The 23,531-nt window shown below is 40.8% G+C and carries 25 protein-coding genes, 1 tRNA gene and 1 pseudogene; 3 read left to right on the top strand and 24 right to left on the bottom strand.

The features are described from left to right. Positions 1-3 precede the first annotated feature (3 nt). The 5 genes and pseudogenes from M2369_RS00865 to M2369_RS00845 all read right to left on the bottom strand — a co-directional run bounded on the left by M2369_RS00865 (position 4) and on the right by M2369_RS00845 (position 4,189). Entirely contained in the window at positions 4-153 is a 150-nt protein-coding gene (locus tag M2369_RS00865) for a teichoic acid D-Ala incorporation-associated protein DltX (protein WP_024427820.1), read from the bottom strand. Positions 154-407: 254 nt separating this feature from the next. Continuing rightward, positions 408-1,667: a Kelch repeat-containing protein gene (locus M2369_RS00860; protein ID WP_483861611.1), complete on the bottom strand. Its 1,260-nt coding sequence runs from the start codon at positions 1,665-1,667 to the stop codon at positions 408-410. Between the two features lie 246 nt (positions 1,668-1,913). Next, positions 1,914-2,260 (bottom strand): annotated as a pseudogene (locus tag M2369_RS00855) (DUF4241 domain-containing protein). A 233-nt stretch (positions 2,261-2,493) separates the two neighbouring features. Then, complete coding sequence (locus M2369_RS00850) at positions 2,494-2,625, bottom strand: hypothetical protein (RefSeq protein ID WP_259253284.1); 132 nt, start codon at positions 2,623-2,625, stop codon at positions 2,494-2,496. A gap of 232 nt (positions 2,626-2,857) precedes the next feature. Next, complete coding sequence (locus tag M2369_RS00845; protein ID WP_259253283.1) at positions 2,858-4,189, bottom strand: D-serine ammonia-lyase; 1,332 nt, start codon at positions 4,187-4,189, stop codon at positions 2,858-2,860. 140 nt (positions 4,190-4,329) lie between these two features. On the opposite strand from M2369_RS00845, the gene M2369_RS00840 reads away from it, so the two are divergent. Next, on the top strand, positions 4,330-4,875 hold the full coding sequence (locus tag M2369_RS00840; RefSeq protein WP_259253282.1) for a cupin domain-containing protein: 546 nt from the start codon (positions 4,330-4,332) through the stop codon (positions 4,873-4,875). Between the two features lie 283 nt (positions 4,876-5,158). Here the strand turns inward: M2369_RS00840 and M2369_RS00835 are convergent, their stop codons facing one another. The 12 genes from M2369_RS00835 to M2369_RS00780 form a co-directional block, all read right to left on the bottom strand. Further along, on the bottom strand, positions 5,159-5,272 hold the full coding sequence (locus M2369_RS00835) for a DNA methyltransferase (protein WP_235701794.1): 114 nt from the start codon (positions 5,270-5,272) through the stop codon (positions 5,159-5,161). Positions 5,273-5,430: 158 nt separating this feature from the next. Beyond that, a complete protein-coding gene (locus M2369_RS00830; RefSeq protein ID WP_396126087.1) occupies positions 5,431-5,595 on the bottom strand; it encodes a hypothetical protein in 165 nt (54 codons plus the stop codon). 212 nt (positions 5,596-5,807) lie between these two features. Further along, a tRNA-Arg gene (locus M2369_RS00825) sits at positions 5,808-5,881 on the bottom strand. Positions 5,882-6,001: 120 nt separating this feature from the next. Continuing rightward, entirely contained in the window at positions 6,002-6,526 is a 525-nt protein-coding gene (locus M2369_RS00820) for a YfcE family phosphodiesterase (RefSeq protein ID WP_008345914.1), read from the bottom strand. 14 nt (positions 6,527-6,540) lie between these two features. Next, on the bottom strand, positions 6,541-7,143 hold the full coding sequence (locus M2369_RS00815; protein WP_007501598.1) for an XTP/dITP diphosphatase: 603 nt from the start codon (positions 7,141-7,143) through the stop codon (positions 6,541-6,543). Positions 7,144-7,153: 10 nt separating this feature from the next. Then, positions 7,154-7,882, bottom strand: a complete 729-nt coding sequence (gene rph, locus M2369_RS00810; protein ID WP_024718627.1) for a ribonuclease PH — start codon at positions 7,880-7,882, stop codon at positions 7,154-7,156. Between the two features lie 151 nt (positions 7,883-8,033). Further along, positions 8,034-9,095 carry a GerMN domain-containing protein gene (locus M2369_RS00805; RefSeq protein WP_041506760.1) on the bottom strand — a complete coding sequence of 354 codons (1,062 nt, stop codon included), beginning with the start codon at positions 9,093-9,095 and terminating at the stop codon, positions 8,034-8,036. Between the two features lie 101 nt (positions 9,096-9,196). Beyond that, on the bottom strand, positions 9,197-10,015 hold the full coding sequence (gene racE, locus M2369_RS00800; protein WP_089374140.1) for a glutamate racemase: 819 nt from the start codon (positions 10,013-10,015) through the stop codon (positions 9,197-9,199). Between the two features lie 7 nt (positions 10,016-10,022). Next, entirely contained in the window at positions 10,023-10,463 is a 441-nt protein-coding gene (locus tag M2369_RS00795) for a MarR family winged helix-turn-helix transcriptional regulator (protein WP_007501606.1), read from the bottom strand. A 149-nt stretch (positions 10,464-10,612) separates the two neighbouring features. Then, positions 10,613-10,837: a spore germination transcription factor GerE gene (gene gerE, locus M2369_RS00790; RefSeq protein ID WP_003184172.1), complete on the bottom strand. Its 225-nt coding sequence runs from the start codon at positions 10,835-10,837 to the stop codon at positions 10,613-10,615. A gap of 206 nt (positions 10,838-11,043) precedes the next feature. After that, positions 11,044-12,360, bottom strand: coding sequence for a CitMHS family transporter (locus M2369_RS00785; protein ID WP_024718630.1), 1,317 nt, complete (start codon positions 12,358-12,360; stop codon positions 11,044-11,046). A 155-nt stretch (positions 12,361-12,515) separates the two neighbouring features. Next, the gene (locus M2369_RS00780; RefSeq protein WP_007501609.1) at positions 12,516-13,376 is read right to left on the bottom strand and encodes a LysR family transcriptional regulator; all 861 of its coding nucleotides are present in this window, start codon (positions 13,374-13,376) and stop codon (positions 12,516-12,518) included. 135 nt (positions 13,377-13,511) lie between these two features. Between M2369_RS00780 and M2369_RS00775 the strand changes: the two genes are divergently transcribed. Beyond that, the gene (locus M2369_RS00775) at positions 13,512-14,642 is read left to right on the top strand and encodes a 2-methylaconitate cis-trans isomerase PrpF family protein (RefSeq protein WP_259253279.1); all 1,131 of its coding nucleotides are present in this window, start codon (positions 13,512-13,514) and stop codon (positions 14,640-14,642) included. 143 nt (positions 14,643-14,785) lie between these two features. On the opposite strand, the gene M2369_RS00770 is transcribed toward M2369_RS00775, so the two are convergent. The 5 genes from M2369_RS00770 to M2369_RS00750 form a co-directional block, all read right to left on the bottom strand. Then, on the bottom strand, positions 14,786-15,502 hold the full coding sequence (locus tag M2369_RS00770) for a biotin--[acetyl-CoA-carboxylase] ligase (RefSeq protein WP_259253278.1): 717 nt from the start codon (positions 15,500-15,502) through the stop codon (positions 14,786-14,788). A gap of 72 nt (positions 15,503-15,574) precedes the next feature. Further along, complete coding sequence (locus M2369_RS00765; RefSeq protein WP_073413707.1) at positions 15,575-16,033, bottom strand: acyl-CoA thioesterase; 459 nt, start codon at positions 16,031-16,033, stop codon at positions 15,575-15,577. Between the two features lie 122 nt (positions 16,034-16,155). After that, positions 16,156-16,920 carry a succinate dehydrogenase iron-sulfur subunit gene (gene sdhB / locus M2369_RS00760; protein ID WP_072367454.1) on the bottom strand — a complete coding sequence of 255 codons (765 nt, stop codon included), beginning with the start codon at positions 16,918-16,920 and terminating at the stop codon, positions 16,156-16,158. Position 16,921: 1 nt separating this feature from the next. Beyond that, complete coding sequence (sdhA, locus tag M2369_RS00755) at positions 16,922-18,682, bottom strand: succinate dehydrogenase flavoprotein subunit (protein WP_007501620.1); 1,761 nt, start codon at positions 18,680-18,682, stop codon at positions 16,922-16,924. A 37-nt stretch (positions 18,683-18,719) separates the two neighbouring features. Further along, a complete protein-coding gene (locus M2369_RS00750; protein ID WP_007501622.1) occupies positions 18,720-19,328 on the bottom strand; it encodes a succinate dehydrogenase cytochrome b558 subunit in 609 nt (202 codons plus the stop codon). 283 nt (positions 19,329-19,611) lie between these two features. Here M2369_RS00750 and M2369_RS00745 point away from each other — a divergent pair, with 283 nt between their 5' ends. Beyond that, on the top strand, positions 19,612-20,055 hold the full coding sequence (locus tag M2369_RS00745; RefSeq protein WP_008345974.1) for a YslB family protein: 444 nt from the start codon (positions 19,612-19,614) through the stop codon (positions 20,053-20,055). A 132-nt stretch (positions 20,056-20,187) separates the two neighbouring features. On the opposite strand, the gene M2369_RS00740 is transcribed toward M2369_RS00745, so the two are convergent. Then, a complete protein-coding gene (locus tag M2369_RS00740) occupies positions 20,188-21,981 on the bottom strand; it encodes an ABC transporter substrate-binding protein (protein ID WP_096881713.1) in 1,794 nt (597 codons plus the stop codon). Positions 21,982-22,001: 20 nt separating this feature from the next. Beyond that, positions 22,002-23,522, bottom strand: coding sequence for an ABC transporter permease (locus M2369_RS00735; protein WP_259253277.1), 1,521 nt, complete (start codon positions 23,520-23,522; stop codon positions 22,002-22,004). Positions 23,523-23,531: the final 9 nt, after the last annotated feature.

Below are 23,531 nucleotides of genomic sequence, written 5' to 3'. Positions count from 1 at the left end.
CAATTAAAAATCGTTGTAAATGAATGATCCCGTATTTGCTGTATGGAATCCGTAAATAAAGAACAATAATAGCAAAATAAGTAAGTAAAAGCTTGTATATCCTATCCATTTTACAGACTTATTTTCTGATAGCTTTTTGAATAGCATATTGATAACCTCTTTTCTTTTGACACTTATAAAGACGCATGGATCATCAAAAGAGTTTCATATCAAAACATAAAAATTTTAAGAATTGATGAAAAAAAGATGTCCAAAGTATGAACGTGTCTTCGGGCAAAGCTGTCTTATTGTAACAAAGATTTAATGTAATTGAAATGAAATGGAAGCTTAAATTTGCCTTAAAATTGGTGAAAACTGTCGAACAAACGCAAAAGCCACCTAGTTTGACTAGATGGCTTTGATATCAATTACTTCTTATATTTATTGACCTCGAACATGAGAATGTTGTTGAATACCACATAGTCCTTTTTACTTTCAAAAGGACCTTTGTTGTTGTCATGCTCGTCAATTTCATAAAACCCTGGACCTTCGCCAGCATCACGTTTTTTGTACCAGGATAGAAAGGCGGTGACTTCTTTCATTGAAAGGTCATACTCTTTTTGTAAGCCATTGACCATTGTGATGATAAGTAGAGCATCGCCGTCTTCATCTGTTGCATCGTCTTTTGGTGGTGTTGTTGGTTCTGGGTCTTTGTCGCCTGGGGTTTCGGTGTTGTTTTCTTGAGGTAATGCGTCTTTTAGAGAAAGTGATATGACAGATTTAAATTTTTCTCTTGCACGAGGCATATCACCATTTGTGTTTTCTTCTCCCCCAATGATATAAAGATTATCATTGACAATAGCAGCGGAGTGTCCCTTTCTATAAAAGGTTTTAGGTGTTTGAACGCTATACCTGGTCCCTAGCATTACATCATGTACCGATAATCTAGCAGTTCCACCTGTAAGTAAAACTTTATTATTGTAAACAGCTGTCGCATAATACCCCGCTGACCAACCACCTTGCTTTTTCATCCACGTATCTGTGTCAGGATCGTATTCACCGATCATTTTATTTAAACCCTCTGTTCCCCCAGATAAATATAACTTACCATCTATCTCATTCAACGTTCCGGCAGTCACATTATAATCTAAAGAACTTTTCTTTTCCCATTTTTTCGTATCCGGGTCATAGCTGTATGTTTTCATTTGATAGTTACCTTCTTTTGCGACAACTAAGATTTTCCCTTTTACACTGCTCGCATATATTCTATATGGTGAAACTTTTGTTTCCAGTGGAATATCTTCAAGCTTTTCCCACGAATCATTTTTAGTATTATAAACTTCAACTGTCTTTACTACTCCATCTGTAGACATTCCACCTATAACATATATTTGGTCATTTAAAATCGCCGTAGCAGCCCCATATCTCGGAGTTGGCATTGAAGTTTTACTTGACCATTCATTTTTCTTTGGATCATAAACAAAGGTTTGATCTGAACCTTGTCGTTGAGTTGGCCCCTGACCACCTATGATATATATCTTGCCGTCAACTACTCCACTACTAGCACCAACACGTGCCTCTGGCAAATCTGCTTGTTCTTTCCATTCTACTGTGTCTGCTTTTACTGAATGTAACGGATAAATTAATGACGAGATTAATAGGAAGAATATTAATCCTAATCTTTTCAAGAAAATCACTCCTTAAAATTGTGTACTCAACATTTATCGGTTTTTTTATGGCTTTCTTCATACTTTTGTTATATTTTTAATAATTTAACACTTTATTATCTAATACCGATTCACTAATCGTTGTATATTTATCTATTTTTCTTCCGTTCAACTTTTATTTATTTCAACTTTATCTCCTTCACGATTTCTATAAAGACACGATATTCAGAAACAAATAAAAAAACCCATAGTTTCATGGGTTTCTCATCAGTCCACTATAAGAAAATCCGTCACAAGACAAGCAGGATCCCCGTTTTCATCCAGCCCCCAAAAGCTTGAATACATCCCATCATCGAAGCCTGTTGTAAACATGGCAATGTCCACCTTGTCATGAAAACGGGTGACAAGCCAGTCCCAAGTGTGCTTGTAGTTTTGCTCAAGCGCTTATCCTCATAAGCTTGTAAATATAATGCAGCCTCAGCATCCATGAAACAGCCCATACCCGTATTTACACCGTAACCGTAAAACTCGTCTTCTTTCAAATGTTTGAGTTCCTGCCCCGCTCTTGTAGCAAGCTCCCACTCTATTGCTTGCTCGTTTGTAAACTTGATCATTGCATAGGCTACGCGTTCGTCTCCCGGCGCTCTTTTTGCGTAAGACGATAATCCCCCTTTCGATTCGCTTCATATATTTTTCACGCTCAATCTCCCAATCCATCTTTTTAAGAGCTGCATCCTCGGTCAATGAATGAAACTGATGGAAAAGCTAGGCTGCGTAATGGTATATGTTTTTGTAATTATCGGGAGAAAGTCCTCCGGCGTTTGAAGCCTTAACATTTTATACTTTTCTAGCATTCTTTCCATCTTTGCTCTAGTTTTTGCTCTTCGATCTGCGGGATGTCTAAACTTGTTTGATTCATGATAATTCCCCATTTATTTTCTACGCATGCCCCGCCTTTAGCTCTTTTTAAACACTGCATGTTATTCTCTTAAATCTCTGTCAGTGAGTTTCTGCGGCTGTTTTTTTGGTTTCTCTTTCTTCATGTTCATCCTCCGTTCAGATAAATAAAAAACGGACACCAACCAGCAACCGTAAAAGGTGTTGATCAGTGTCCGCAGGCTCTCTGTCTTGGACTTATTTATTTAAAGTGCTCCCTGGCTACATAATTCAAATTAAGACGACCATACAAACAAATTTCAAGAGGATTTTCTTTAAAATTCTCCTTTTTTATAATACTCCTCTTTTATATTTTCAGGAACCATATTACCACCTGTAGCCCATATTATATGGGTTCCACTTGGCATTTTTTCTTTCAAATTATGTTTTTGTATATATTCTGCTCCATTCTGCGTTAATTTAATTGGTCCTATCATACCAGCTAGTGCAGAAGGTTCTAAATAGATATTTTGAGTATCTGCCAATTGTTTTAACAATTTATACAAATGCATATCGCTGACAGTATAATTTCCGCTTAAAAACGGTTCTATAACCTTTCCAGCAAATCTTGATGGCCTTCCAACTGCAAGTCCATCTGCATCTGTTTGATTGTCAATACCAATTTCTTGTACAGAAATTTGATCATGTCTTCCCGTCATTAAGCCCAGTAACATACTAGGAGAGTGCGTGGGCTCAGCGAAAAAACAATGAACATCGTCTCTGTAAAACAATTTCAAACCAAAGGCTATTCCAGCAGGACCTCCGCCCACCCCGCATGGAAGGTAAACAAACAGCGGATGATTCTCATCAACAGTGATCTCTAAATCTTTCAATTGTTTGTCTAAACGAGAAGCAGCAACTGCATAACCTAAGAATAAATCTTTAGAGTTTTCATCATCTATGAAATAACAAGCAGGATCAACTGCAGCTTGTTTTCGACCTTCTTCTACTGCTTTGCTGTAGTCTGATTCATGTTCTATTACCTCAACATTTTTACTTCTTAGCAAATCCTTCTTCCACTGTTTTGCATCTGAGGACATATGTACTGTCACATTGAAACCAAGTTTTGCACTCATAATGCCAATACTAAGACCTAAATTTCCAGTTGATCCTACTACAATTGAGTACTGAGAGAAAAAGCGTCGAAACATATCGCTGTCTAAAATAGAATAATCGTCTTCGAGTGTTAATAATTTATTTTGAATGGCTAAATCTTCTGCATGCTTGAGAACCTCATAAATGCCTCCTCTAGCTTTAATAGACCCCGATATAGGCAAGTGACTGTCACATTTTAAAAGCATTTCACCTAGTATGGACTGATTATATTCAATCTCTAGCGACTCCTTCATTATGGGGATATTCACTAAAGGAGATTCAATAATGCCCCTAGTTGGTTTTGTTTCAGGAAATACACTGGAAATATATGAAGAGAAACGTTCTAATCTCTTTTCGGCTTCTTTTACATCCTTTTTCGATATAGAAGACCTTTTAATTCCTGATTCAAATAATTCTGTATTGGGGTTAATCCAAAAAGCTTCTTCTAAATCAATAAGTTTCTGTACCAAAGGAAATTGCCCTTTCAAATCATTCACGAATTTTTGATTCATTATCTCACCTCATTTTATTGTGGTAACTCTCTAAATAAATTATAATTAAATTAAATTAAGTATAGTTTAACACAAAACAAACTGTCTGTTAAAACACATTTAACTAATTTAATTTCATTTAATAAAAGGAGACGAATTTTATGAACGACATAGATATTGGTAAAAAGATTGCCAAATATAGAAAAGCTAAAGGTTTCAGTAGTAAAGAGCTAGCAAATTTATCTGGAATTACACCTTCTATGCTAAGTCAAATTGAAAGAGGATTAGCAAATCCCTCCATTCAAACTTTAAAAATATTAGCTAAAAACCTTAATATACCGACATTTATGTTTTTTTTGGAAGACACAGAAACTTCAAATTTAATTATAAAGCCAAATGAGAGAAAGAAGATGATTGTTGATAATTTATCATATGAACTATTAACACCTGACTTTAATGGGGAAATGGCAACAGTTATCATGAATGTCCCGCCAAATTCTTCCTCCTCCGAGAAACTTATGGAACACCCTAGTGAAGAAATCGCTTATATACTCCAAGGAAAGATTAAAGTGTATTTAAATGAAGATGAGTATATTTTAGAGACTGGAGATAGTGTAAAAATACCGACAAACCTAAGACATATGTGGGAAAACCCATTCAAGGAAAATGCAATCGTGTTATTTTCGGTTACGCCACCCATTTTTTAATCTCATGACGAACAACAATACCAATATTTTATAACCCCTGGTATTGTTGTCCTCACACATGTAACTAAACAGTAAATCTCAATCAAGGTCGGCTTTCTCTTTATATTGCTCTCCCAAAAACCGTTTACCTTGCGGCCTAAGGGCTGTTGCTTTCAGCCTCTCCCCGAATTGATTCCAGAGCCTCTTCAAATTCATTGACGGTCGTCTTTAAAACCTCATATTCATCAGTAGCGAGGCCTTTTTCCTCCTAAGCCGCTAGGCTGTTTATAGGTGATGCAACAGTTCAATTTGCACGCCGTTTAAGCGTTTGTTTGCGCTCTTTATATATTCTGGATTCAATTCCGATAAAATTTCTACTATGCTTGAGTGCAACTATACCTGTTGTTCCTGATCCCATGAATGGATCCAATACAATGCCATCAACAAGGCATCCAGCTCATACACACGGCTCTATCAGTTCAACTGAATAGGTAGCAAAGTGAGCATCTTTGGTTGGCTTGGTCGCAACGGTCCAGACTGAACGCTTATTCCGCTTATTTCTGATAGCTTTGAAGGCTAAGTCAAAATACTTCCCGCGAATGCTCCTTTTGATTCTCTTGGTGGATCTGCAAACGGTTTATAAGCAGCTTCTTCTTTAATCGCTTCATAAGCGTAATAATACTTTTGTGATTTTGAGAGAAGAAAAATATATTCATGTGAGCTTGTTGGTCTATCCTTCACACTCTCCGGCATGGCATTGAGTTTATTTCAAACAATATCTTTCCGTCCACGCATTTTGATAGATTCTTCGATACAAAAACAGGGAACGGAAATACTTAAAAATAAATCCGCTCCCAAAGCCCTGTTTTGAAGCAATTTACGAACTTATGTTCTAAAGAACAAAAAAGCCTGAACCCCTTGATAATAAAGGATTTCAGGCTTTAAATTTAGTACGTCCCAGGAGAGATTCGAACTCCCGACCGACGGCTTAGAAGGCCGTTGCTCTATCCTGCTGAGCTACTGGGACATGTTGTTATGTAGTGTGCTTTGGCGTATTACCTCAGCGACAAGATTTATTATATTACTATTGTTCTTTAAAGTCAACGGTTTTTCGAAAGTTTTTTCATAAGGGGCAAATGCTGCACCCTTATGAAATACCTTCCAATGTGACGGTGTTTTCGAGGTCTTGGATGACGTGACCTTCGTCCGTGAAAAACTGTACGTTTGCTTCGCTTCCATCTAGTGTCAGTATAGCATAGCTGCGCTCTTTGCGCACTCTTGGCAGGTGCACACTACCTGGGTTAATGAGCAGTTTTCCTCTTAGCAGTTCACTGCCAGGGATGTGCGAGTGGCCAAAGCAGATAATGTCTGCGCCTAGCTCTTCTGCACGGTAGTAGACTTGAAGCAAGGATTGTTTGATGCCATGCAGATGTCCGTGAGTAAGAAATAGTTTTCCGCCTCCATCCAGTGGGAGCAGGAGTTCTTCTTCAAAATCGCCCATAAAGTCACAATTTCCTTTGACGACTTTGTATCCTTCGAGTGCTGGGTGGTTCGTTTCGAGTTCTGAATCTCCGCAGTGAATCATCATGTCCACTTCAGCCGCATGCCGTTTGGCAATGGTTTGAAGTTCGTCTGTGAGTCCATGACTGTCACTAATGATGAGTATCTTCATGGCTTCATTCCCCCTTATTCATTTGCGTCTAGCAGTGATGAAAGCTTTTGAAGCGCGACCGCTCGATGGCTGATCTTGTTTTTTTCCTCTGGTGATAACTCGGCCATCGTCTGGTCTTTGTCTTTGACGATGAAAATCGGGTCGTATCCGAAGCCGTTTTCGCCGATCGGTTCTTCTGCGATGAAGCCTTCTACTGATCCTTCTACCGTTTTTGTTTCTTTCCCCGGTATACTGACAGCCAGGGCACATCTGAATCTAGCAGTGCGGTCTTCTTTTTCGATGCCTTGCAGCTCATTCAGCACCTTTTCCACGTTCTCGGCATCGTCTTTATGCTCGCCCGCGTACCTCGCTGAATAGACGCCAGGTTTTCCCCCAAGGTAATCAATTGACAGACCCGAGTCGTCTGCAATCACCATTTCACCTGCTTTGGCTTGAATGGCCTCGGCTTTGATGATCGCATTTTCTTCAAAGGTATGTCCTGTTTCTTCAATCTCTTCCGTAAATCCGATGTCCGCTAGTGTTTTGACCGTGAATCCTTTTGGCTCAAGAATGGCTTTGAATTCTTTCGCTTTGCCCGCATTGTGCGTTGCGATGATGGCAGTTTTCATCCTGATCAAACCCTTCTCTTTATTCGATAACTTCTCCTGTCACTGCTTTTTGCTTTTCAATTAATTCTTTGATGCCTTTTTCGGCTAAATCAAGCAGTCCGTTTAGTTGTTCTCTTGAGAATGTCGCTTCTTCGCCAGTGCCTTGAAGTTCAACAAAGCGTCCAGCGCCTGTCATGATGACATTCATATCCACTTCAGCTGAAGAATCTTCTTCATAATTTAAATCTAACAGAAGTCCCTGTTTAGAATCAATTCCGACGGATATTGCGGCTAAATAATCAGTGATCGGATTTTCTTTCAAAACGCCTGCTGATTGAAGCTTTTGAATCGCTAGTGTCATGGCCACAAATGCACCTGTAATAGATGCTGTGCGTGTTCCGCCGTCTGCTTGAATGACATCACAATCAATCCAAATGGTGCGCTCACCAAGCTTTTCTAAGTCAACGACTGCGCGCAGAGCTCGTCCAATTAAACGCTGGATCTCCATTGTACGTCCTGTGACTTTTCCTTTAGATGATTCTCTTATCGTTCTTTGAGCCGTTGCTCTTGGAAGCATGCTATATTCTGCTGTAATCCAGCCTTTTCCTTCTCCTCTTAAAAAAGGAGGTACGCGGTCCTCGATAGATGCGTTACAAATCACCTTCGTATTTCCCGCTGAGATTAAGACAGAGCCTTCTGGGTGCGTGATGTAGCCTGCCTGTATTTCAATTTTTCTTAATTCGTCGTATTGTCTTTCATCTAATCTCATGTTTTACCTCCGTTACAATATACATTCCGCGCGGGTGTCAGCGGGGTTCTCCTATTAACTTTGACAACCTCGATCCGTTCTAATCGCTTGGAATAAAAAAGAGGCAGCGAATGTGCATGCCTCTTTTTCTCCATTATATCAATGTGTGACGTTAAAAACTACCTGTATTCACTTGTTCTGGTCTTGAAACTGGCTTTGTGAGTTCTGTTCCTTTTTCGTTCACAAGATCTGCCTTTCCGTTTACCTTCACAGACACGCTTTTCACATCTGGCAGCTCTGTTAATGTCAGCACAATGCTATCAAGAACTTTTTGCGAAATGACTTTTTTCTTTTCATCTGCACTGCCAAAAATGGATTCATTGAAATCTAGTGTCACATGACCGTCTTTTACTTTCGGGACATCATTGAGCTTCACATCTTGATCAAAGTCTGTCAGCAATTGGCTTGTTTTGCTTGGCCCAGAGACGAGCTCATCAATGGCTGCTGTAATTGGATCATCATCGTCTTTTGGTGCTCTTTTGGTCACCGGGACATAGTACGTCTGTTTGTCAGATTCAGCTAAATAGTAGACGGTCACAGGCTTTGTCGATGTCATATCAGCCGCAGCCTCGTGCTGAATATTAATGCCGTCCTCTCTGCTTAAATCATCTGAAATCGGCGTCCCATTCACAGGCATCTCTTTTAATTCATGGCCATTCATCTTTAATTTGACTTTCGCTACTGAATCAAACTGCGTTAATGTCCAAGTGACCGATTGCAAAATGCGCTGTTCATCTTCTTTTTTATAATTTTTGAATTCATTTGAGAAATCCACAACCGCAGTGCCATCTTTAATATCGACAGATACGCTCGTGTCCGCCGGCAGCACGGCTCTGAATCCATTTGGCATCAGGTTAGAAATCGGTCCCCCGTCTACGAGGTATTCAAGTGTTTGTTTCGCACTTCCTTCGTTTTTCGGCAGCGGAATGGATTGAGACACAACATATCCATTTTTATCAATTAAATATAATTCTCTCATGACGGTATCTGCTTGCTTCTCTTCTTTTCCTTCTTTCGCTGTTTGTTTCTCTTCTTTATTTTCTTTCACAAATGTGACATTTTGTGGTGGATCAATCTCTGTTTTCGCTTGGTCTGTTTGAAACAATCCGCATCCTGATAAAAGCATGGCTGACGCAATACACGTAACAGCTGCTGTAGTTCCTTTTTTCAGCATACTTCACCCTCCTCTAGTGGTTTGTACTAGTATGTATACGAGCTCCCTCAGAGGATTAGACCCTTTTCATAAAAAAATAACCCACTTCCATGAGAAGTAGGTTATTGCTGATATACGTGTTCAAGCGAAACCGTTTCGACCTTTCCTGGCAGGTAGCCGAACCAGTCTTGAGCAATATTTTGAAAGTTTTGCTGCTGCCCTGTTGTATAAAAAGTATGAACAGGCTCTTCCTTCGAATCATTTAACAGCCCTTTATATGAAAGAATGGTGCTCGCTTCTCTCGCAGTCTCGTCTCCTGAAGAAATGATGTTGACGCCACTGCCCATAAAGCGCTGAATCGGTTCTTTTAAAATCGGGTAGTGTGTGCAGCCAAGAATAAGCGTATCAATGCCTGTTTCTTTCATCGGTTCAAGAGAAGCTTTTACGACTTCATCTGCTGTATGATCTAAAAACGTACCACTTTCCACAAACGGCACAAGCATTGGACATGCCAGACTTTGAACAGTTAGTCCTGCTTTTAAAGAAAGCAGTGCTTCTTTATAGGCTTCACTTTTGATCGTATTGGCTGTGCCGATCACGCCAATATGCTGATTGTTTGTGACCTTGATCGCTGTGCGAGCTCCGGGCTGGATCACGCCAATAACCGGGATATCAAGTGTTGCTTTAATTTCATCAAGTGCTATCGCCGTCGCAGTGTTACACGCAATGACTAGCATTTTAATATGGTGATGTCTTAACAGGTAGTGCGCCATTTCCCATGTATATTGAAGAACCTCTTCTTCTGCTCGAGGGCCGTATGGACATCGTTTTGTGTCGCCTACATAAATAATTTTTTCTTTTGGCAGTTGTCTCATGATTTCCTTCGCAACGGTTAAACCGCCTACGCCGGAATCAATCACGCCGATGGGTTGATCCAACAAAATCGCCTCATTTTCTTTTCATTTGCTGCTGTAGTTTCGTTAAAGATTGGTTGAAAACGATGGCTTCTTCTTCTGAGAAAGCCCCTAGAAGTTCACTGACGTATTCTTGGCGTTTGACAATCACTTCTTGAATGATCCGCTCACCTTCAGGCAATAAATGAATGCGAACCACGCGGCGGTCAGACGGATCTTTCACCCGTTCAACAAGTTCACTTTTTTCCATTCGATCAATTAAATCGGTTGTCGTGCTGCAAGCCAAATACATCTTTTGTGATAGCTCACCTATTGTCATATCTCCGAATTCATAAAGCCACTGAAGCCCTACAAATTGGGGAGGTGTAATCGTATATTGATTCAGAATTTCTCTACCTTTTTGCTTAATGATTGCAGCAATATGGCGCAATGATTTTTCAATTTCTGCAACATGGCCTGACTCATTCGTTTCCATTTCATTGATACCTCACTATAGCATCTCACTTTGATTAAAACGTACATTCCTATTTTCCTCGTTTTTCAAAGAAATTGCAAGAAGAGACTCATGGAAACGATATAGAAATAACCGGCTCCTCCCTGGTGCGGAAGGAAAACCGGCTGACGTTAGAGCTCTAGCTCACCCATACGCAGAAGCTCGACTACGGCCTGTGAACGACCTTTAACTCCTAGCTTTTGCATGGCATTCGAAATATGATTTCGAACAGTCTTTTCGCTAATAAAAAGCTCGCTTGCAATTTCTTTTGTTGTTTTATCTTGGACGAGCAATTCGAATACTTCTCTTTCTCTTTTGGTTAATAGCGGCTTGGATTGAAACTCTTTCTCCTTCAAGTATTGTAACCCTCCTTGCTAAGGTGAGAGCTCTAGTCTCTATAGAATGGGATTCTGTATAGTCGAGATATCATATGCCGGGTACTTGAGGTAGGTGACGTTAAAATCGAGAATTCCCGCAGAGCAGCGTCCAATTTCCTCGCCTTCAAACCGCACAAAAAAGGACGAGTCCCCTATAGAGACATCGTCCTTTATCAAACAAGCTTTTAAAATATCGAAATGGCTCCTGTTAAAAGAGCAATAAGTGTTGTAAACAGGGCTGTTAGTACGGTCCATAGCAGTGCGTACTTTTGCAAATCACCAATATCTTTATTCAGCATACTCACAAGCAGTAATGTGGAAGCGACAAGCGGACTCAGCAAATGGACAGGCTGTCCGATAATAGAGGCGCGCGCAATTTCCACTGGATCAATTCCGTAAGCTGCGCCGGCTTCAGCTAAGATTGGCAGTACCCCGAAATAATAAGCATCATTTGAAAGAACAAATGTAAATGGCATACTCGTCAAAGCGACAATGAGTGGAAAAAATGAGCTGTATGAATCCGGAATCATGTAAATGACCAAGTTAGCAATGGACTCCACCATTTTTGTTCCCGAAAAAATGCCTGTGAAAATTCCTGCTGCAAACACAAGGGTAATGACCGTTAAGGCATTTCCTGCATGCGATAAAATCCGCTCACGCTGATCTTCAACTTTTGGATAGTTGATCATAAGCGCAATGACAAAGCCAATGAGAAAGAGTACAGGAATCGGTACGATATCCAATACAAGTGTAGCCATGACAGCAATCGTCAGGAAGAAGTTAACCCAAATCAAGTTTGGTCTCTTCATATCAGCTACGCCATCTTCAATTGATGCCGCCAATTCAGGAGAGATCGAGACCTCTTCTTTATACTGAATCTCGGCAACCCCAATGCGCTTCCGTTCTTTTTTTCCAAGAACATACGCTGTAAAAAGGATAAAAAGACCGCCCCCTATCATCGTCGGGAGTAATGGAATGAAGAATTCCGCTGCATCTAAACCAAGTGCAGCAATCGCACGAGTAGCTGGACCGCCCCAAGGCGTCATTCCACTCATAATGCCTAGTGATAATAATGAAATCGTCCCTAAAATCAGTGGGTTCATCCCAATTCTTAAGAAAAGTGGCAACATAGCTGATACGGTAATCATGTACGTTGTCGTCCCATCACCATCTAATGCAACAAGCATAGACAAAATCGCTACCCCAAAAGCAATTTTGACCGGATCGCCTTTCACAAGACGTAAAATCAGTTTGATCAATGGGTCAAACAATCCAGCATCCAGCATGACACCGAAAAATAAGATGGCAAATAACAGTAAAGCAGCAGATGGTGCAACGGTCTTGAGTCCATCAAGCATCATGTCCCCTAATCCGCTGTAAAATCCACCGATTAATGCAAAGATGATTGGCACAACGGTGAGAGCCACCACCGGATGCATACGTTTTGTCATAATAAGAAAGGTAAAAGTCACGACCATCAAGATCCCTAAAATAGCTAGCACTTCATATCCCTCCATCCTCTTCTTTACACGATCCACAAGCGCCCCTTTTGCACTTGCGGCCCGAAATGTTAGCGCTTTCTATTTCAAGGATATAATAGCTTTTTTTATAATGAAAATATCGATTTTTTCGTCTATTCAATAAATTTTTTTTATAATTAGCCTTGCTGACTTCTTAAAAACTCAATGAATGCTTTCACAACAGACAAATGAAGGGAATCCGGCTGGTACATGAGCCATGTATCTCTTAAAACAGGCTGTCCATCTTTATACGAAAGACCTTTTACAAATAGCTCATCACTTGGTCTGAGGCAAATTTCCGGGACAATGGCATAACCTAAACCATGCTTCACCATCTCTTTTGATGTATCTTGCCTGTCTGTCTCCATTGTCACAAGCGGAGGCATCGTGAACGTCTCCTGCCACCATCTGTTAATCAATCGTTTTAATGAACTATCCGTGTGATAGTCAATGAGCGGCAGCTTTGGTAGGTCCTTTAGCTGTATTTCTGATTTTGAAATGATACAAAGGCGTTCTTTATCAAGCAAAAATCGTTCTCCATTCCAGTCGTAATCTCCTCTTAAAATCCCTAAATGTACACTTGATGTACCTAATAAATCCATGACTTTTGTGCTCCATCCTGTGTTCACCATAAATTGAACATGTGGATACTGCTTAGAAAACTCTCTTAAAATTTCCGGCAGTTTATATTGAGCAAAGTTACTCGACACCCCTAGTCGGATCGTTCCTTTGACCTTTTTTTGCATATTGAGCATGCCATCTTTCGTTTGCTGGAGCTGCTTGAGCATGTCATTTGCGTATTTAGCCAAGTATTCGCCCTCTGATGTAAATTCAATGCCTCGTTTTCTTTTAAAGAAAAGCTTCATGTCAAATTCCTCTTCAAGCTGTTTCAATCGATAACTTAAGGCAGGCTGCGAGACAAATAATTTTTCTGCCGCTTTTGTGATGTTCTTCTCTTCATATAACACCTTTAAAAACCGCCAGTCTTTCTCATCCATTGTGTGCCCTCCTTTTGACCTTGTTATAAAAATAATTTATCGTTTTCTCTTAAAATAATGTATTTAACTTATTTCTTATTATACTTTACCATTTTGATTAGATAAATAGTAACTAAACAATTGAGGGTGAGAGCAATGAGAAAAGTTCCAATCACAATCATGCGAGGCGGTACAAGCAAAGGGGTCTTCATTCAAGCCAATGATGCACCTTACGAACACGATGAGCTCGAAGCATTTTTATTAGACATTATGGGCAGCCCTGACCAGCTACAGGTTGATGGAATCGGGGGCGGTAATTCTTTAACAAGTAAGGTGGCCATTATCGATAAAGCCACTCGTCCAGATGTGGATGTGAACTATACGTTTGCACAAGTCAGCATCAATGAAAGATTTGTCGACTTTAAGGGAAACTGTGGGAATATCTCATCAGCAGTTGGGCCGTATGCCATCATTAAAGGACTTGTCCAAGCAGTTGAGCCTGTCACAACAGTACGTATTCTGAATACCAACACGAATAAAATCATTGTGGCAGAGGTAGAAGTCGAGAACGGAGAAGTGAAATTTGAAGGACAGGCAGAAATTCCAGGAGTGAAAGGAACAGGTTCTCCCATTTATTTATCCTTTGAAAAACCTGAAGGCGCTGTCACAGGTAAAACCTTTCCGACTGGAAACAAAATGGATACGATCCAGACAAAGTTTGGAGAGATTCCGATCTCAATCGTTGACATTGCAAATCCAATCGCCTTTATCCGTGCCAAAGATATTCAATTAAAAGGAACTGAATTGCCTGAGGAGTTTACAGACGAATTGCTGGATGATTTAGAAGAGATTCGTTCCATCGCTGCTGAAATGTGCCATTTTGCACCAAAAGAACTGGCCACATTACAGTCTCCAGCTGTTCCAAAGCTTGCAATTATTAGCGAGCCTGCTGATTATGTAGATACAAATGGAATATTGAGAAGAGCAGCAGATATGGACATCATCGTTCGGATGCTATCGATGCAAAGACCGCACCAAGCACTTGCCATTACCGGATCTGTCTGTGTATCAGCCAGCTGTTTCATGGATCAAACGCTTCCGGCACAGCTGTTTCAAGGTCAAGATGATACACTTCGAATTGGTCACCCTGCTGGTATTATGCAAACTGAAATTGATATCTCACAAAACAGAGTGAAAGTCATTCGAACCGCAAGAGAAATTCTAGATGGAGTGGTCTTTACAAAAAAAGACTACATGGTTCAACCTCAAATAAAAAGAGAAGCATAAATGAGACGTCATCTTGTCGACCAAGAGCTAAAATAAACTGATTTTAGCTCTTGGTCTTTTTTTCAGTGTGAAGATCTTAAAGCAACTCCGTTCTAACACCGAATGCAACGGTTTGTCTCCACACTCATCGAACAAGAAATTGTCTACTTGGGCGGTGCATCAATATCTCCTGCTGAATGGGCTTTTATATGTCCTTGATCATCTTTTAACTGAATATGACCATAACGGTTCACACCACAGCAAATCCCTTCCTGCCATGTTTGCTTTTCACGATCTAATGAAATACGAAGCGGTTGATTCAGCCGATATAATCGTTTGTTATAGAGGGCTGTGAGGGCTTCAAATCCTTCCATTTGCCAGCGTGCATGGTATTTTTCAAAGGCCGCTGCCAAATCTTTCACTAGATGGTCCGCTTTCACCTCAGTCAGTTCTGATAGGCAAACGGTTTTATACGGAACGTGCTCGGGCTTTGTCTCTACATTGATGCCCACACCGATGTAAATGGCGCTGCGGTCTGCTTCAATTAATGTGCCAGATACTTTCGCTTCATTAATCAATAGATCATTTGGCCATTTGATCGCCAGCTGATCATCTTTTCTCATGAGTGGTTTGAGTACATCATAAATGGCGAGTGCCGTCAGCGGGGCAATCGTTGATTGGGTGGAGATATCTACTGGCGGTTTTACTGTCATCGTGACAGCTACATTCCCTGTAGGCGTTTCCCACGGTCTTCCAAGCCTGCCTCTCCCTGCTGTCTGCTGCCGGGCATATACAGCAAATGAAGGGGTTTCTCCTTGCTGAATAAGCCTTTTCGCTTCATTATTTGTACTATCAATGGTGTCGTATTGAAAAATCTTCATGTGCTCTCCTTTTGTTTCTTCTTCATTATGATTCTTTTATTATAACAAAATGAAGCATTCACCCGTGATTCTTTAATGTCGCTGGGCCTGAAAAGTCTCTTTTTCCTCTTCTGTAAACGGTACAGGGGCACCGGTGTCTTTACTTATTTGCACCATGGTGACTGAGCCTGTAAAACACGGTTCTTGCTGTTCATTTTCTCCTAAATAATGAAGGATGAGAGAGCTTGATCCAACCTTTTCTGGCTTTACATACACACGCAGCCTCTCACCGATTTCCACTTGCTTGATGTAATCACATTGAAGGTTTGCCACGACCGTAATCGTCTCTCTCGCTCGCTTCATTCGTTTATCTACAATTCCCGTTTTTTGAAAGAAGGCAATCCGCGCCTCTTCAAAATACACAAACGGGGTGACATTGTTCATGTGACCAAACATATCCGTTTCTGAAAAACGGACGGTTGTTTCCACATAAAATCGAAACGATGCCCTCCACTCATCAAACGGTTCTTCAATATATGACGGCAGCCTCATTTGATCCACTCCTTATTCGCAAACAAAACGCCTCTCCCGTATTGGAAGAGGCGCTTGTTATGTTTTGCATCCAGCCTCTTGTAAACACTCATCATGATTGGCAAGGAGGACTGAATGTGATGTTATTCTGCGTGATCGCTTCCGAAGAAGTTACGGAAAGCTTGTAATGTTGTATCTCGGTTAAGTGCTGCAATTGATGTTGTGAGCGGGATTCCTTTCGGACAAGCCTGCACACAGTTTTGAGAGTTTCCGCAGTTTGCAAGACCGCCATCACCCATAATTTCTTCTAAGCGGTCAGACTTATTCATTGCACCTGTCGGATGTGCGTTAAATAGACGAACTTGTGAAAGCGGTGCAGGGCCCATAAAGGAAGACTTATCATTTACGTTTGGACAAGCTTCAAGGCAGACACCACATGTCATACACTTTGAAAGCTCATACGCCCATTGACGCTTTTTCTCAGGCATTCTTGGTCCAGGTCCAAGATCATATGTGCCATCGATTGGCACCCATGCTTTGACTTTTTTCAATGAATTGAACATACGGCTTCGATCAACCTGCAAGTCTCTCACAACCGGGAAAGTTTTCATCGGCTGAAGACGAATCGGCTGCTCTAACTTATCGATCAGTGCTGTACATGACTGGCGAGGCTTTCCATTAATGACCATGGAACAAGCGCCGCATACTTCTTCAAGACAGTTCATGTCCCAGTTAATAGCCGTTGTTTTTTCACCTTTTTTATTGACCGGGTTACGTCTGATTTCCATGAGTGCGGAAATGACGTTCATATTCGGACGGTAAGGGATTTCGAATTCCTCATCATAAGGCTTGCCATCTGCTGTATCTTGACGTGTGATAATAAATTGAATCGTGTTTTTTTCACTCATCTTATTTCTCCACCTTTTTCTTCGAGTAATCTCGTTTACGAGGTGCAATTAACGATACATCGACGTCCTCATAGTGGAATGCAGGTTTTTGGTTTTTCCCTTTGAACGTAGCCATCGTTGTTTTTAGGAATTCTTCATCGTTTCTTTCTGGGAATTCCGGTTTATAGTGTGCGCCTCGGCTTTCATTCCGGTTGTAAGCCCCAATCGTAATGACACGTGCCAGCTGAAGCATGTTGTCAAGCTGACGCGTGAAGGCAGCGCCTTGGTTGCTCCATGAAGCTGTATCGTTGATGTTAATATGCTTATAGCGCTCCATCAGTTCTTCAATCTTCTCATCTGTTTTTAAGAGCTTCTCATTGTAACGAACCACTGTAACGTTGTCCGTCATCCATTCTCCAAGCTCTTTATGAAGCACATATGCATTTTCTGTGCCATCCATGCTAAGGATGTTGTCCCATTTCTCCTGCTCTTTCTTCACGGCACTGTCGAATGTTGCAGATGATAAATCTTCTGCAGACTTTTCAAGACCACTAATGTATTTCACAGCATTTGGTCCAGCAACCATTCCGCCGTAAATCGCAGAAAGCAATGAGTTTGCACCAAGTCTGTTTCCGCCGTGCATAGAGTAATCACATTCTCCGGCAGCAAACAAGCCTTTGATATTTGTCATTTGATCATAATCAACCCATAATCCGCCCATTGAATAATGAACAGCCGGGAAAATTTTCATCGGAAGCTTACGCGGGTCATCACCCATGAATTTTTCATAGATTTCAATGATTCCACCAAGCTTAATATCAAGCTCTTTTGGATCTTTGTGAGAAAGATCTAGGTACACCATGTTCTCTCCGTTGATGCCAAGCTTTTGCTCCACACATACATCGAAAATTTCACGCGTTGCAATGTCACGCGGTACAAGGTTCCCGTATGCTGGGTACTTTTCTTCAAGGAAGTACCAAGGTTTTCCGTCTTTATATGTCCAAACACGTCCACCTTCACCACGAGCTGATTCACTCATGAGGCGCAGCTTGTCATCTCCTGGGATCGCTGTTGGGTGAATTTGAATGAATTCTCCATTAGCATAATGAGCACCTTGCTGATAAACGATCGATGCAGCTGATCCGGTATTAATCATAGAGTTCGTTGATTTACCGAATACGATACCAGGACCGCCAGTTGCCATGATGACAGCATCTGAACGGAAGGATTCGATTTCCATTGTCGTCAAGTTCTGCGCGACAATGCCTCGGCATACTTCCTCGTCATCTAAGACAGCACCAAGGAATTCCCAGCCTTCATATTTCGTCACAAGCCCCGCTACTTCATAACGGCGAACCTGCTCATCTAGTGCGTATAATAACTGCTGACCTGTTGTCGCACCAGCAAATGCTGTACGGTGGTGCTGTGTTCCCCCGAAACGGCGGAAGTCCAGTAATCCTTCTGGTGTTCTGTTAAACATTACACCCATACGATCAAGTAAGTGGATAATGGACGGCGCTGCTTCACACATTGCCTTTACTGGCGGCTGGTTAGCTAAAAAGTCTCCGCCATATACCGTGTCATCAAAATGCTCATAAGGTGAATCTCCTTCACCTTTTGTATTGACCGCTCCGTTAATTCCGCCCTGTGCACAAACAGAATGCGAACGTTTCACAGGTACGATTGAAAATAGTTTAACAGCTGTTCCCGCTTCTGCTGCTTTGATAGTTGCCATGAGACCAGCTAAGCCGCCTCCGACAACGATGATGCTAGAATTACTCATTGTAGCCCCTCTCCCTCTTCTACTAATCTATTTCCTCTTAAACAAAAGCGAAAATTGCTCTTAGCCCTACATATGAAAGCGCTATAAATATACCTAATGTCACATATGTGGAGATTCTTTGTGAGCGTGGTGAAACTGTAATTCCCCAGCTGACAGCAAATGACCACAAGCCATTAGCAAAGTGGAAAATAGTAGATAAAACGCCGACAATATAGAAACCTAGCATAAATGGAGAGCTTAAAATATTCGCCATCATGTCATAGTTTACTTCAGCTCCAAGCTGCGCTTGTATGCGTGTTTCCCATACGTGCCAAGTGACAAAAATCAATGTGATGATACCTGTAATCCGTTGCAGTCTGAACAACCAGTTTCTTAAGTAACTGAAGCGAGACGTGTTGTTTTGTGCCGTAAAGGCTATGTACACCCCATAAACAGCATGATAGATCAGTGGTAAGAAAATCACGAACAGCTCAAGTGCATATCTGAATGGAAGCTGTTCCATAAAGTGTGCAGCTTTGTTAAACGCCTCTGGTCCATTCGTCGCAAAGTGGTTAATCACTAAGTGCTGTACTAAAAATAGACCGACCGGAATGACGCCAAGCAAAGAATGCAATCTCCGATAAAAAAATTCTTTGTTCCCCGACATTACTTTACCCCCTAGTAAAAAAAGTGCAATTGCTTGAAAATTGTCTTACCCCCGCTTCTTTCAATTGTAAGCACTTTATTCAAATTTATTGACAATTTCATTTTACTCCTATGTCAAAAAAGCGTCAAGAAACCGCGTACATAAATTAAAATTTTCCGAAATTTAAAAGTTTTAAATCAAAATTCGTTTTACTACAATAAGAATTTCTTAGACTTCAGGGAAAACTCTGTCATCATATGCCCACATAAGCTATAATAAATTGTTGAAAGAGGGGAGCCATACAATGAATAAATTCGAATCTAACTTAGAACAGCTAAAAGAAATTGAAGTCAATGGATTTGCCTACGAGCTGATACGCGAAGTTCTGCTGCCTGACATTCTTGGTCAGGATCATTCATCTATGATGTATTTTGCGGGTAAACTGCTTGCTCGTAAATTTCCTCAAGAGTCATGGGAAAAGATCCCCGAATTTTTCCATGATGCCGGATGGGGAACTCTCACGATGGTCCATTCTAAAAAACAGGAAATTGAGTTTGAGCTCGAAGGTCCACTTGTATCGAATCGACTCAGCTATCAAAAGGAGCCATGCTTTCAAATGGAAGCAGGTTTTATCGCTGAACAGATTCAGCTTCTCAATGAGCACGTGGCTGAATCCTATGAACAAGTAAAAAAGCGTGCTGATAAAGTCATTTTAACCGTTAAATGGGATTTAAGAGACCCTAGCTAACACTGCTTATGAAAGGCGAGGACTTCGTGTCACGCCTTTTTTATATACCCTTCTATCATAGCATACACACAGAAGCTGGATTTCCTTTCATCAGAAAAACATCTACCCCCATTCGGAGTAGATGCTCCTTGTTCATTTTTTACTTTTTTGATATGTCGTTAAGTATCCCTTCACCTTTTCTGCGTCTGGCTTTAACTCATTTTTTGTTTCGACAAGCGGACTGACTGTGGATGAAGCCTTGTTTTTATGACCTTGATAGAAGTTGACGAATTCCTCTTGATTGATTGAGTAAAGGATGGCTTTTCGTAATTCTTCACTTTTTGCCACTTCGCGTTTAGATGTGTTAAATAATAGATAAGCAACCGCATTGCTCTGATTTTTTTGCAAGGCGAGCTTGCTGTCTTTCTCGACCACATCATATTTTGTTTCAGGAATACCATTAAAAATATGAATTTCACCATTTCGAAGTGCAGACAGTGCACTATCAGGATTTTCAATAAATCGAACGGTGACTTGAGAAATGTTTGGCTCGTTCTCTGTGCCTTTCATATATGCAGGGTTTTTATAAAAAACGGCTTCATAATCGTTTTTATACGATAAAATGTATGGACCACTCGCAAACAATTGATTGTTATACATTTTTCCTTCCGTGATTGTACGCTGATCACCATATGGGATATCCTTTGCTGGATCAAAGGCATCCATATCATATGTGTTTACACGCTCTATCTGTTTCTTAGAAACAATTCCTGCTGATTGATGGGCTAAATAATTTAATACTTGCGGGAATGGCTCTGTTGTCGTGATCTTGACCACTTGATACGCACCTGCTTGATTGTCTGCATCTTCTTTATCTTTTACGAGCTTTTGCACCTTCTGTTGCACATCTTTTTCTAATTCTTCTTTGATCGTACCGCCATTACCAGATGTTGCTTTCAGTTCAGATAGATCGGTAACAACCTCTGCGCTTTGAATATGCTCATGCAATGAGTATGTACGATGGTCTGGTACTGCGTTTTTATCCTTGGCTCTGTTCAGCGAAAAAACCACATCATCTGCACCTACGCGTTCACCCGAATCCATCGCTTTTTTATTCTCCACCTTTGCAAAACGGATATCGTCTCTTAATAAGAAGTAATAATGTGTTTTATCTTTTGCTGCGGCATGATTCCAAGAAAGTGAACCTTTTGATGTGACTTTATCATCATCTGTCAAATTCACAAGTCTTACATACATATTTGTATTCAGTGTATTAATTGATCCATCATTGCCTTTGATCGGATCAAGCGATGTAAGGGAAGCCAGTGCCTGCTGCGTGATGAGCGGATCTTTATTTCTTTTGGATGAATCGTTAAAATCAATTGATTCCCATGCAACTGCCCGAGATTTAGCTAGACGAACGGTCTTCTCATTGATCACACCTTTGTTCACACCTTGAGCTTTCAATGAATTGTAAAGCGGCGCAATATAGGCCTTATCAAAGACGAGACGCTTTTCTAATTCTTGATACGTTTGAATGTATTCGACAGGCGTTTCTGTTGCTGCTTTGTCAATCAATTGATCGATTTGTTTATCTGACATGATGCTGTTATCAGCACCGGTTTTAAACAGGCCACGAACCGCATAATCAGGGTTCCCCGTCACAGTCGTCCAACTCGAAAGAACAATGTCATAATTCCCGGCATCCTTTTGAGCTGTATAGCTGCCATAATCAGGCTGAATATTGAGTTTTACTTTAAATCCACTCTTGACCAATTGATCTCGAACAATATTCAGGTCATCTTCACTGCTACTCATTCCAAGTAATTCAATGGTTTCTTTCGACGCTTGACTACCTTCTTCATTTCCTACACTTGACTTCGTATTGACACAGCCTGCTAATACGAGAAGCAATATGATGAGCAATGGTAATACACTTTTTTTCATAATATTTCCCCCTTGTGTTTTTACATTTCATCTAATTTTGGATCTAACGCATCCCGTAATGCGTCACCTAAAAAGTTAAATGATAAGACAAGCATGATAATGGCGAGCCCTGGAAAAATTGCTAGATAGGCATGAGATTCTAGATAGGTACTCCCCGCTTTTAATATATTTCCCCATTCCGGAATATGAGGTTCAACACCAAGGCCCAAGTAACTCAAACTACTTGTCGCAATCACTGCCGACCCAATTGTCAAAGTGGCTTTCACAATCATCGGCGCGAGTGCATTAGGGACAATTTCTTTAAAAATAATAGACCAATCACTAGCACCTAATGCACGGGCTGAGTGAACATATTCGAGATTAGAAATCATCATGACATTGGCACGCATTGTTCTGGCATAGGTCGGAATCGCTCCTACACTAAGAGCAATGATCAAGTTCACAATATTGGCTCCAAATGCTGCAATGATCGCGATCGCCAGCAATATGCCAGGGATGGCATAAAGAACATCCAGCAGCCGCATAATGACATGATCTATTTTTGGCGTGTAGTATCCTGCAATCGCCCCCAAAAAACCTCCAATGACAGCTGGAATAAGGGTTGAAATGCAGCCAACGAGTAAGGAAATTCTTGCCCCAAAGACAATTTGCGAAAATACATCACGGCCAAATTGATCAGTTCCAAGTGGATAAGCAAGACTTGGTGTTTGCAAAATAGCACCATATTGATTTTCAACCGCCAAGTCATAATCGAAGGTAAACACACTCCACATTGACAGAGAAAAAACAAAAACAATGAACAACAGTCCTAGCATCGCTGCTTGGTTTCTCGTTATTTTCTCCCAGATGGAACGCCATTTTTCAAAACGATATTTTTTGATATGTCCTGTTTTCACCACAAGCTGTATCGCAAGAAGAAGAGCAAATACGTTGCCCATCACAGATGAAAGCACAAGGGCAATAGCAAAATATGTTCCTGCTACCGGTGATACCTTTCTATCCTCCTGCTTGATGACAAACACAAATACTGCCGTATAAAAGAGACCGATGACAAGCAGAATCAGCATAGCAAGTGGAAAGGAATTCGTTACATAGGGTTTGAATAAATTAAGAGCGGACAAAGCCATGATCACGATATGATTGATCAGCATGTAAAAAGCAAATATATATGCCAGAGATTTTCTTTCTTTTATGAGACTAAAGGCAAAAACGGTGATGATGAGATGACCGGCCAAAAGACTCAACAGCTGCACATAACCTAGACGCCTCGTGAAGGTTTGAATTACACCTGTCTTTTCTAGATCATTCTTCATTTTCCATGTAATACTGACTTGAATAAGCGAAAAGAAAAGGTAAATAAAAGATACACTGAACATCAGTGGCTTCACGGTTTGATTCGCAATATCAACGCTGTTTATAAAGAAAAGAATGGTCATGACAATTGATGCAACAGATGTGAATTTTGCGCCAATATACTCGATAGACCGCTTTTTCACGTGATGCTGCTCATGAGAGTGAATCGACTTCATCGTTGCTGACATTCCTACACC

It is taken from the genome of Bacillus sp. JUb11 (assembly GCF_024807925.1).
Classification (GTDB): Bacteria; Bacillota; Bacilli; order Bacillales; family Bacillaceae; genus Bacillus; species Bacillus altitudinis.
The sequence above is the reverse complement of the archived record's forward strand: the minus strand, read 5'-3'. Positions and strand labels throughout refer to the sequence as shown.